An 11,582-nucleotide genomic window follows, 5' to 3' on the forward strand; every position below is an offset into this window, starting at 1 on the left:
TTCAGGTCACGCAGGAAATATCTTCTGAAAAAACGGAAACAAGGGAATTCGGAAATCTGGCCGCCATTCAGGACAATTATCCCAAGTACCTTCTGACCACCAGTCCCTTTGCCGGCGGAAATCATGAAGGCATTCATACCATGCATATCGCCGATTTTCTCTTAAGCAGTGAATTCTAAATAAAAAAGCGTCCTTCACGGACGCTTTTTTATTATTTCCTGATTTCCCCCACAATGGCCCGATAGGCTTTTGTGAATTCGATGGAATCGATGCTGTTGGCCACGGCGTCATAGCCTTCGGAAAGGCGAAGCCGGGCTTCTTCTGCATTATTCGTATAGATGAGGCAGAGTTTTCCCGCCTTGCGGCAGGCTTTATGGATTCGCCCGAGGGCGGCCTTGAAGGCCGGGCTTCCCCACTGTCCCGGGATGCCCATGGAAATGGACAGGTCGAAGGGTCCGATGAAAATGCCGTCAAGGCCTTCTAGGTTCACGATTTCTTCGATGCTTTCCAGGGCTTCCACGGTCTCACACTGGGGAAGGACGAGGACTTTTTCATTGCTCTGCTTCATATAGTCTTCCAGGGTCCCTGCCGCCCAGGGTTCATTGCCAAAGCCGCTTCCCCTGGCCTTGATGAATCCGCGGTTCCCGAGAGGCGGGAATTTGGCGAGATCGATGAGCTTTTTGAAATCATCGATGGACCTGAGACAGGGAGCGATGATTCCCTCTGCCCCGTTGTCCACGGCCCGCTGGATTTCCTTGTGGGTCACGTCCCCGATCCGCACAATGGGAGAAAGCCCGCTCTTTGAAGCGGCATCGATCAAATCACTCATGGTCTCCGTATCGTAGGGACCATGCTCCGTATCGATGATGACGTAGTCAAGACCCGTATAGGAAAGACATTCCACGATGGGCACATTGGCCACGCCCAGAAACGTGCCGACAGCACATCCTTTTTCTCTAATCTTTTCTTTCAAAATGTTCAGCATAAAACCACTCCCTATCTTATACAGAAAACTTCATACTGAGGCCGCTCCTCATTTCGCGGCCCCTTCACTGACCACTTTTACCCCGCAATGACTTCATAGCATCCCACCAGGATGACGAGGAATACCCCATTCATCCAGGTAAAAGTGAAAAGAAATTTTCCTGCCTGCCCGAGTCTCGCGGTATAGATTTTATAGGAAATCAGGCTCGCCATGGAGGCAATGAGAGTTCCCAGGCCCCCGATGTCGGTGCCCAGCATGAGACCCGCATAATTTTCAGTAAATCCGGACAGGAGAATGGCTGCCGGCACATTGCTGATCACCTGGCTGGCCAGAAGGGACACCAGGAATTCATGACCCTCCGTGTGGGCGGTGAGGAAATTATAAATAAAATCGATGTGTTTCAGATTTCCAATGAAAATGAAAAAGGCGGCAAACGTAAGGAGCAGGATGTAATCCACCCGCTTCAGCACGGGCCGGTCAAAGAAAAAGACTGCCCCCAGCACCAGTCCGGTCGTCAGGCGCCAGTCCAGGATATTTCCTACGGTCATCATACAGAAAAGGAAAAGGACGCCGTACAGCACGAGCTGATGGATGGGCCAGTGGACAAGTCCCCCGTCGAGAGGTTTCACCGGGCGGGCCGGAAACAGGAAAAGGGAAAGGCAGAGCAGGAGGAAGGAAATCACCGTATAGGGCAGGAGCAGTGATACGAAGGAAAAGACATCCATGCCCGAGACCAGGTAGAGGTACAGATTCTGCGGATTTCCTACGGGAGTGCACATGGAGCCCAGGTTGGCTGCAATCGTCTGGAGGAGGACGACTTTGATCAATTCTTTTTCTTCCCCTGACTCATGAAAAGCCACCAGGGCAAAGGGGACGAAAGTGATGAGGGATACGTCATTCGTAATCCACATGCTGGCGAAGAAGCAGGCAAAAATCATGACCCCTGCCATCTGGCGGACCGTATGAAGAAGGCGGAAAAGGCGCACCGTCACCATGGCAAAAATCCCGGCTTTCTGCAGGCCCGCCACCACGGTCATGAGAGAGAAAAGAAGGCCCAGCACCCGGAAATCGATATAGGAAATATAATCCATGGAGGGCGGCACAAAAAATGCCGTCACAAAGGCCAGAAGGGCAGCGAGACAGAAGACAGTGTTCGCCTTGAAAAAAGAAATCAATTTCGTCATGGTCACTCACAATAAAAAATAGCTGTCATTTCTCCGTATCTTATCATGGAGAGGAATAGCGGTCAAAGAAATTATGATTTCTCATCCACCAGAGCAGATTTCCCGACAGATGAGGGGACGCTTTTCCGCCAAATGGAGGAATGATTTTTCGCCAAATCAGGGATCGATTTTTCGCCAAATCAGGGATCGATTTTCCGCCAAATGAAGGATTAAATTTCCGCCAAATGAAGGAAAATCGTTGAATAAAGGAAAATACCATGTTACTATTATAAAAAAGGAGGTGCCCTGATGAGTGATTACAAGAATCGTATAGCTGATATTCTCGTAGAACGCCGATTAAAGAATAAGGGTGCCCTTCTCATTGAAGGGCCTAAATGGTGTGGAAAAACTACCACTGCCGAGCAGCATGCCAAAAGCATTCTTTATATGTCAGATCCTGACAAAATGGAGCAGAATCTGCAGTTGGCCGATATCAGCCCCAAAGCACTGCTTCAGGGAGAAGAACCAAGACTGATTGACGAATGGCAGCTGGCTCCCGGGCTTTGGGATGCCGCCCGTTTTGAAGTGGATCACCGAAAGGGATTCGGTCATTTCATCCTGACCGGGTCTGCCGTGCCCGCAGATCATTCAAAAATCCACCATACCGGCACCGGACGTTTCGCCTGGATCCGGATGCGCCCCATGAGTCTATGGGAGTCCGGCGAATCCAGTGGCGAAGTGAGCCTTCAGGACCTTTTTGAAAATCCGGAAATGGAAATCATGGCAGAAAACAGGCTGTCCCTGAAGGATATTACCTTCCTGATCTGCCGCGGAGGCTGGCCGGAATCCACGCTGCTAAGCGGGGAAGATGCACTGGAACAGGCCTTTGATTACTATGATGCTGTCGTGAAATCAGATATTTCCCGAGTGGATGGTATCCAGAGAAACGAGGAACGAGTCCGTCACCTCATGCATTCCTATGCCAGGAATCAGGGTTCTCAGGCAAGTCTCCCCGCCCTTTGTGAAGACATCAGGGCAAATGATGATGCTTCTCTCAGTGTCGATACCATTTCTTCCTATACCAATGCCCTGAGGCAGATATTTGTCATTGAAGATATGCCTGCCTGGAATCCTAACCTCCGGTCAAAAACAGCCATTCGTACCTCGGATACCCGCTATTTCGTAGATCCTTCCATCGCTTCTGCCGCACTGGGTATCGGGCCGGGAGACCTTGAAAATGATCTGAATACCTGCGGTCTTTTCTTTGAGACTTTATGCATCCGGGATTTGAGGGTTTTTGCGGATACTTTAAATGGCAAAGTGTACCACTACCGGGACAAAAACGATCTGGAGTGCGATGCTGTCATTCATTTAAGAGATGGCCGCTATGGTCTTGTCGAAATCAAGCTGGGTGGAAATAAACAGATTGAAGATGGTGTAAAAACATTGACAAAACTGGCAGGACAGCTGGACACTACGAAGATGAAGAATCCCTCCTTTCTTATGGTTCTTACAGGAACTGCGCCCTATGCCTACCGAAGAAAAGATGGGGTTTATGTGGTCCCCATAGGCTGCCTGAAAAATTGACCTTCACATAAAAAAACAGCATCGTTCATCGATGCTGTTTTTTATTTCAGAATCTATGCTCATAGCCAATCATGAATCCCGCGGCGTTGAAGCCGGGGTTATGACTTTTGAATCCGTTGGAGCAGTGCATATAGGACCAGCCGAGACGGATTCCGTTATCTTCGTTCCACCGGTAAGAAAGCCTTGGCCCGATGCGCCACATGAATCCGAAGGCCCTGCCCCTTGCGGGAAAGGCTTTGTCGTAAAGGAGAATGCTTCCCGTGCCGTCAAAGCCGCCGGAAAGTTTGCCGGAAATGGGCTTTTCCCAGCGGAGAAGGATGGAGGGACCGATGCCTGCCCCCTTGCTGTCCCGCCGGATATGATCATCCGACGTATAGCCCGTGGCCCGCTGGATCGTGAGACCCTTCCAGATGGAGAAAGTGCCGTTCACTTTCCAGGGTTCGTAGACGTGAAGATCATAGGACTTGATATGCCTGTCCTTGTAGAACCTAGGCTCCATGTATTCCATTTCTATTTCCACCGGTTTCTTTTTAGCCGTGGAAATAGATGGGCCTGCTATGGAAAGGGGCTGCTCTTTCCCTTCTTCTGCGGAAGCTTCGGTGAAAAGACCGCCGGAGAGGAGGGCAGCCGCCAGAAAAATACCACAAACAAAATCAGCTTTCATGATTAGAAATATCCTTTCCTTCCCCCAAATATCCCTTTCTCTGTGCTTTATAGTAACTCCGGGAAATATGAATTTTCAAGCCCCATCATTTGTCTTTTGTATAACTATCCAATCTATTCGCTCTGTGCTTCCATTTCCCCTTCCACATCCAGGTAGAGTTCCTCCAGTTTCTTTTCCATTTCCTCATCGGCCTTCCAGAGGCCCCGTTTGTCCGCCTCCAGCAGGGTCTCGATGATCCGCTTTCGTGCCCAGGGATTCACATCGTTCATCCAGTCCGCCATGTCCTTATCCAGCACATATTTCTCCGCGTACTGCTCATACATCCAGTCGTCCATGATTTTCGTGGTGGCGTCCCACTGATAGGAAATGGAAACCATATTGGAAAGGTCGGCCGCCCCTTTGTAGCCGTGTTTCATCATGCCTTTGATATATTTCGGATTGATGGCTTCGGAGCGGAAGGTGCGGCGGGCCGTTTCCTGGACGGTCAGGACCTTCGGATTCCTGCGGTCCGTGGTGTCTCCGGCATAGGATTTCGGCGCTTTTCCCGAAATGGCCCGGACGGAAGCGATCATGCCCCCATGGTAGGCATTGTAATCGTCGGAGGAAAGCATATTGGTCTCATGGTTATCTTCATTTTTGATGGTCACGTCCATATGGGAAAGCCGTTTCCGGAAAAGGTCGGGACGGAATTCGCCCCTCGCCTTTCCCCCATAGGCATGACCGCCCCAGCGGATATAGACGTTGGAAAGATCGTCCAGGGTCTGCCAGTTCTTCGATTCCAGCAGATTTCCTATGCCGGCACCATAAGTCCCCGGGGCATCGCCGAAGATGCGGTAGGCCGCCTGCCGCCAGGCTTCCTCTCTGGAAATACCTTCCCTCATGAGGGCCTCACTGTCTTCGCTCACATGACGTTTCACGAAATTATCCTCATCCCTCTCATCCAGCGATGAGGCGAGAAGGATGGCTCTGTCCAGAAGCTCGGCGGCCTGGGGCATGGTATCCCGGAAGAGTCCGGAAATCCGCCCGGTCACGTCGATCCTGGGCCTTTTGAGTTCGGAGAGAGGAATGACTTCGAGGTCTTTCACATAGCCGCTTCCCCGCTGCCACAGGGGTTTCAGACCGAGGAAATAAAGAAATTCCGCGATGCACTGTCCATGGCTTCTCATATTGGCCCCGGACCAGAGGACCATGCCGATATTTTCCGGATACTTTCCTTCGTCCGCGATATATTGGGTAATCACCTGATTGGCGAGATCCTGTCCCAGCTTCCAGGCTGCTTTTGTGGGAAGGAGCCTGGGGTCAAGGCCATAGAAATTGATGGCAGGCGGAAGGATGGATGGCCCCGACACGGCAGGGGATCCCGTGGCCCCGGGACGGATGTAATGACCGTCCAGGCCATTTTCAGCATGAATCATTTCCTCCTTCGTGCGGGAAAGCTTTTCTTTCAGTTCTCCGCATGCAAAGGAAAGAAGGATTTTCAGTTTTTCCTGCCACTCTTTCGGCGCCGAAAGGACCGGTTCATGATGGAAAATACCGGAAATGGCCGCTTCGGAGAAATCCTTTTCCACGAGAAGGGAAATCATTTCTTTTTCTTCCTTCTGCGACCGGGCCAGAAGTTCGCCGCCCGTGAGGCCGCAGGGGTAAATATTTCCTGCCTTTTTCTTCATTTCCTCCGAAGAAATCCCGTAAAGCTCTCCCCAGAGGTCAGGTAGGGAGGGAACATCTCCCTGGGGGAACTGTAGGAGCCGCCCCAGGGTATCCGTCAGTATTTCTCCCGTCGGCATCTCTCCCAGCACATGAAGGCCCACATGGGTCTCGCTGTCCCGTATTTCCTCAATAAACTCATGGAGACGGCTCACATAATCGCTGAAATCCTCCGAAAGAGGCACGTCCGTATCCAGGTCCAGCTTCAAGGCCAGCTTCCGGATGTCCTTTTCCGTGGACTTTTCCTGTCCTTCCCCGGCTTTTCGGAAATGGGCATATTCGTCAAGGAGCCTTTCCAGGTCTGCCAGTTCTTCATAAGTCCCCGATTCGGCCATGGGCGCGGGCAAGTGACTCACGAGGCAGGCACTCCCCCGCCGTTTGGCCTGGATCCCTTCTCCCACAATGGTCATGTGGTAGAAATACAGATTCGGCAGATCCCCCAGGGCGAGCTCCGGATAGCTTTCCCGGTCCAGGCCCACGCCCTTCCCCGGGAGCCATTCCAGATTTCCATGGGTGCCCACATGGATGACCATATCCGCCTTCCAGCTATCCCTCAGCCACTGATAAAAAGCCAGGTACTGATGGGTGGGCGCCACATAGGGATCATGGTACAGTTTCCCCGGGTCCAGGCCATAGCCCCGGGCCGGCTGGACGGTGAGGAAAATATGGCCGTCCATGGTTCCGGGGACGAGAATATTTCCATCCTCCACCATGACAGACCCCGGCGCCCTGCCCCAGTCCTTTTCCAGCTGTGCTTTCACTTTCTCCGTAAAATGATGGTGGCCTTTGAGATATTCGGAGACCGGCAGCTTCTCACACTCTTTCACCTGCTCATCCGTCAGCATGTCCATATCGTTCGTGGCATGGGAAGTCATCTTCCGGATGAGCTCTGCCCCGTCCTTCGGAATCCAGGGAACGTCATAGCCTTTCTCTTTCATGCGGAAGAGAAGCTTTTGGATGCTTTCCATGGTATCCAGGCCCACGGCGCTTCCGATATTTGAATTCTTCGGCGGATAATTGTGGAAAATGATGGCCACTTTCTTATCCTTATTTTCCTTCATGGAAAGGCGGGCCCACTTGCCTGCCTTCGACACCACCAGGCGCATCCGCTCTTCCATGGGAAGATAACGGACAAGGCCCTCTTCATTCACTGTTTTGGATGCCAGAGGCACCGTATGAATGATACCGTCCACTTCCGGCATGGCTGCAGAAAAAGAAAGTTCCGCCATGGTGAGGCCTTCTGACGATGCCTGCCATTCTTCCTTCGGCATGATGAGGGAATAGGCCTCCAGCACAGGAATCCCTATTTCCTCCATCTCCTTTGTGGAAATAGAACCGGACGCGGAAAAGGAAAATTTCATCACATTCACGATAGCCCTGACGACTGGCCGATTGCCATCCATGAAGTACCTGTGGAAAATTTCGGAAATGGAAGGCGCACCGAGAGACGTGTCGGGAATGCCGTTCGTAAAGACGGGGACCACATTGTACCCCTGCCGCTCCGCTTCCCGGACAAAAGAAGCCTGGTACGAAAGGTCGTCCCAGATCCATTCATCCCGGTAAAAAAGCATACCCAGGGCAGGCCGGCCGGGTTTGAAAAACCTCTCCCGATAAGCTGCGGGGTCGGTCATACACTTCCCGTCCATATCAGGATGGTAAATCCCCGCCCAGCAGAGCTTCTCCGGCGCCTTCACCTTCTCATTTTCTCCGCTCAAAAGGCTCTGGGCATAGAGCCAGAAATTTTTATAATTTTCCATGCCTCCGTACTGGGCATACTGCTGCAGCACCTGGATGGCCGGATGCTCCAGGCCCCGGCCTGCTTCCCCTTCTGCCGATCCTGCGGCATCCATGAAATAAGGAATATTTTCCTTCTCCATAAAGAACCGGCACCGGTCCCAGAACCGGGTAGAACCGGGTGCGGATCGTATTTCCCATCCACCGGATGAGAACGAGAGAAGCAGAAAAAAGCCTTTCCTCCCAGTCCCGAGTCCATCGGCTGTCACTTGCAATCTTCAGCACATCACAATCGGTATGAAGTTTTCCGGCCGACTTCAATTGACGGCACGCCGCCCCCATCATGGCATATCGCCGGTCCACATTGGTGATGTAAAGTATTTTCATAAATGCCTCAACTCTTGAAAATCGTAATAATAAATCCGGAAAACCAGTCTGTGATAACTAAAATTATACATCATGTTTATTTTAATTGTTTATTATTACGGCATTTTATTTTATTTGTTGGAAATTTATTATGTTTTGATTGATAAATATATTAGAAATTGCTATACTAGCCATAAATGAAGCAAAAAATGGAAAATAATAAAAATAACGACCACTCCATTGCATCATTTTGAATACACTTGAAAAAGGGCCGTGAGAACACTGTTCCAGTTTCTTATGCTCATTTTTTATTGGGCATAACAAAATCATCCAAAGGAGAGGGATATTTTATGAAAAAGAGACTATTTTGTGCTGTTTTAGCTGCTTCCGCATGCATAGGGGGAATGACTGCGGTTCATGCTGAATCCGTTCCTGTTTATACACTGGCGCCGATTACGGTTACTGCCCAGCGTTACGAGAAGAAAGATGTCAATATCGCGGCCAGCACCCAGGTCGTTACCCATGAAGAATTAGTCCAGACCGGGCAGCAGAATGTGCAGCAGGCGCTTTCCTACCTCGATGGCATCACTTACTCCGGAATGGGGCCAAATGGCACAGCTGTCAGCTCCATGACCAGTAAAATAGTCATCCGTGGTGTAGAAGACGGTACACTTGTCATGGTCAATGGGACACCAATCAACTGGCGCAGCCGTTACAATCTGGAAGATATCCCCACTGAATCGATTGAAAGAGTCGAAATCGTCCGCGGGGGCGGTGCCGTTCTTTACGGAAGCCAGGCAACCGGCGGCGTCATTAATATTATTACAAAGAAGAAAATGCCAAACCGTGTATCCGTCGGTCTTGGCAATTATGGCCAGCAGGATTATGCCGTATCTGCCAACGCCGGAGATTTCTCCTTTGCCTACCACTATAACAAATGGGGTGATGTAGGCTTGATTTCCTCCACCTGGCCCAGCGAAAAATATCATGCCGGCAAGATTGAAAACCGGATGCGCTTCAAAGGTTCTGAAAAAAATGATTTCCTCGCCACCTATAAAATCAGTGACAATCTGGACTTCCTCTACAACCACGATGAATCGGCAAATAAATGGGAATATACTTTCCAGAAGAATGCGCCGGCTAAAATAAAGGGAGCTACCCGTTATCAGCGTAAATATGAAAGAGATAAAGATTTTGTCCAGTTGAATCTTCACGACCTGAACGGCTGGAGCGGTCATCTTTTCTATAACCGAAACACTCTGGAAACCCATGGAACCGACTTTTACTCTTCTTCCGGTTCAAAGAAGGGATATCCGAAATCCGTATGGAATAAAGAAAAGAACCTGTCCTATGGATATGACGGACAGAAAGTATGGAAAGAAAAGACCCAGACCTTCCTGCTCGGCACCTCTTATGAAAGAAATGAATACTACGATTATGAAGACAAAGATTACAGCAGAAACATCTTCTCCTTCTTTGGATCCTGGGACAAATCGCTGACAGATAAAGACCAGCTCACCCTTTCTGCCCGTGAAACCTGGACCACCGGCGCTGCCGAAGATAAAAATTACAGCAACTTCAGCGGCCAGGCACAGTATCTTCACAAGCTTAATGACAACCAGAGCGTTTATGCCAGCATAGGACAATCTTTCGTACTTCCTGCTTTTGCCCAGATGTATTCTGACGGGAACCGTCCCGGCGTTAATGTAGTCGGTGACACAAGCCTGAAACCGGAAAAAGGTCTCCATTATGAAACGGGCTGGAAATATGAGAGCGACAAAGCCCAGTACAAAGTGGCCCTCTTTGCCACCCGTATTAAAGACAATATCACCTACTCCAAGAGCGGTGATAAATTCTATGTCATGAATGAAGACTTCAAGAATCATGGTCTGGAAACAAGCGTAACCGTCAAGTCAAATGACAACTTCTCCTGGCATGCAGGTCTTACCTGGCAGGATCCCAAATCCAAAGTCAAGTCCGAAAAGAAAGGTGCCAAGACTTACTGGGATCGTTCCTATGGCCGTTTCCTGCTGAATGGCGGTATTAACTATACAAAGGATAAATGGGCTGCCGCACTGAATGCTACTTATCTGGCCGACCGTGTTCTCTGCCCATCCAGCGCTCATTCCTTTGATGAGAAGCCATATCTGCTGACCTCTATGAATGTGAAATATTCGCCCAATGATATCAGCGATATCACTCTAACCATAAATAACATTCTTGATAGAGAAGATAACATTTCCCATACTTCCAGCCACTATAGTGCGACACCTATTAACTGGATGCTTTCCTATAATTATCGGTTCTGATTAGAATTGATAAACCCGCCGAATGAACATATCATTCGACGGGTTTTATTTTGTCATTAAAAATGTGGTACAGTAACTATGGAAGCATGAATATTTTTTATTGGAGGAATTCCCATGAACTATATCACTTTAAATGATGGAAATAAGCTTCCCGCTTTCGGCCTGGGCACCTGGGGGCTTCGGGGGAATGGCTGCGCAGAGACCGTGGCCAGGGCCATTGAGATGGGCTATGGCCTCATCGATACGGCAAGGATGTATGGGAATGAAAAAAACGTGGGCCGGGGCATCCGGGAAGCGGGAGTGGCACGGGAAAAGCTTTTCGTAACGTCCAAGGTCTGCTCGCCCTATACCTCCTATGAAGCCACGAAACGTATCATCGAGGAATCCCTGGACGCCCTGGAGCTGGATTATATCGATTTATATCTGGTTCACGAGCCTTATGATTCATCCCTTGAAATGTATGAAGCCCTGAAGGAGGCCAAAGGAAAAGGTCTCCTCCGGTCCATCGGGATTTCCAATTTCAATGAAGCCGAATATCTGGATTTCATCAAAGGCTTCGGCCTCATCCCCGCAGTAAACCAGATGGAAAATCATGTGTACTTTCTCCGGTCCCATCTGCAGGAAATCATGAGGGCTCATGGCACCGTCATGCAGGGCTGGGCGCCTTTCACGGAGGGCATGCGGCCCATTTTCAGGGAAAAGATTCTTAATGAAATCGGGAATCGTCATGGAAAAACGGCAGGACAGATCGCCCTGAGATACCTTCTCCAGAACGGGGTCCCCACCATCGCCAAATCTTCCCACGGGGAAAGGCTCAAAGAAAATTTGGATATTTTTGACTTTTCCCTCACTGCCGATGAAATGAAGACAATTCATGGGCTGGATGAAGGAAAAAGCCTCTTCGGTTGGTACTAATTTTAGGAATTAGGAATTGGGGGTTAGGGATTAGGGGTCTCATCAGACATTTAATGACTAAAATGGTCCTAGGAAATTGGACACGGGAAACTGGTATCCCCGAACATAGGACAGGGTAAACTGGAAAATCCCTTTGCCATGGACACTCTACTCCT

The 11,582-nt window shown here is 49.9% G+C and carries 7 protein-coding genes; 3 read left to right on the forward strand and 4 right to left on the reverse strand.

Translation table 11 applies throughout. The annotated features are described in order from the left end of the window. Window positions 1–211 precede the first annotated feature (211 nt). A complete protein-coding gene (locus QZN42_RS09600) occupies window positions 212–985 on the reverse strand; it encodes an HpcH/HpaI aldolase/citrate lyase family protein (RefSeq protein ID WP_296957081.1) in 774 nt (257 codons plus the stop codon). Window positions 986–1,062: 77 nt separating this feature from the next. Beyond that, window positions 1,063–2,169, reverse strand: coding sequence for an SLC13 family permease (locus tag QZN42_RS09605; RefSeq protein WP_296957082.1), 1,107 nt, complete (start codon window positions 2,167–2,169; stop codon window positions 1,063–1,065). 288 nt (window positions 2,170–2,457) lie between these two features. Here QZN42_RS09605 and QZN42_RS09610 point away from each other — a divergent pair, with 288 nt between their 5' ends. Next, window positions 2,458–3,735, forward strand: a complete 1,278-nt coding sequence (locus tag QZN42_RS09610) for an ATP-binding protein (protein WP_296957083.1) — start codon at window positions 2,458–2,460, stop codon at window positions 3,733–3,735. A gap of 46 nt (window positions 3,736–3,781) precedes the next feature. On the opposite strand, the gene QZN42_RS09615 is transcribed toward QZN42_RS09610, so the two are convergent. Then, on the reverse strand, window positions 3,782–4,399 hold the full coding sequence (locus QZN42_RS09615; protein WP_296957085.1) for an acyloxyacyl hydrolase: 618 nt from the start codon (window positions 4,397–4,399) through the stop codon (window positions 3,782–3,784). Window positions 4,400–4,512: 113 nt separating this feature from the next. Continuing rightward, a complete protein-coding gene (gene cobN, locus QZN42_RS09620) occupies window positions 4,513–7,980 on the reverse strand; it encodes a cobaltochelatase subunit CobN (protein WP_296957087.1) in 3,468 nt (1,155 codons plus the stop codon). A 573-nt stretch (window positions 7,981–8,553) separates the two neighbouring features. On the opposite strand from cobN, the gene QZN42_RS09625 reads away from it, so the two are divergent. Then, complete coding sequence (locus QZN42_RS09625; protein WP_296957089.1) at window positions 8,554–10,512, forward strand: TonB-dependent siderophore receptor; 1,959 nt, start codon at window positions 8,554–8,556, stop codon at window positions 10,510–10,512. A 114-nt stretch (window positions 10,513–10,626) separates the two neighbouring features. After that, window positions 10,627–11,427, forward strand: a complete 801-nt coding sequence (locus QZN42_RS09630; RefSeq protein WP_296957093.1) for an aldo/keto reductase — start codon at window positions 10,627–10,629, stop codon at window positions 11,425–11,427. Window positions 11,428–11,582: the final 155 nt, after the last annotated feature.

This window comes from uncultured Dialister sp., from assembly GCA_900314595.1.
Classification (GTDB): domain Bacteria; phylum Bacillota; class Negativicutes; order Veillonellales; family Dialisteraceae; genus Dialister.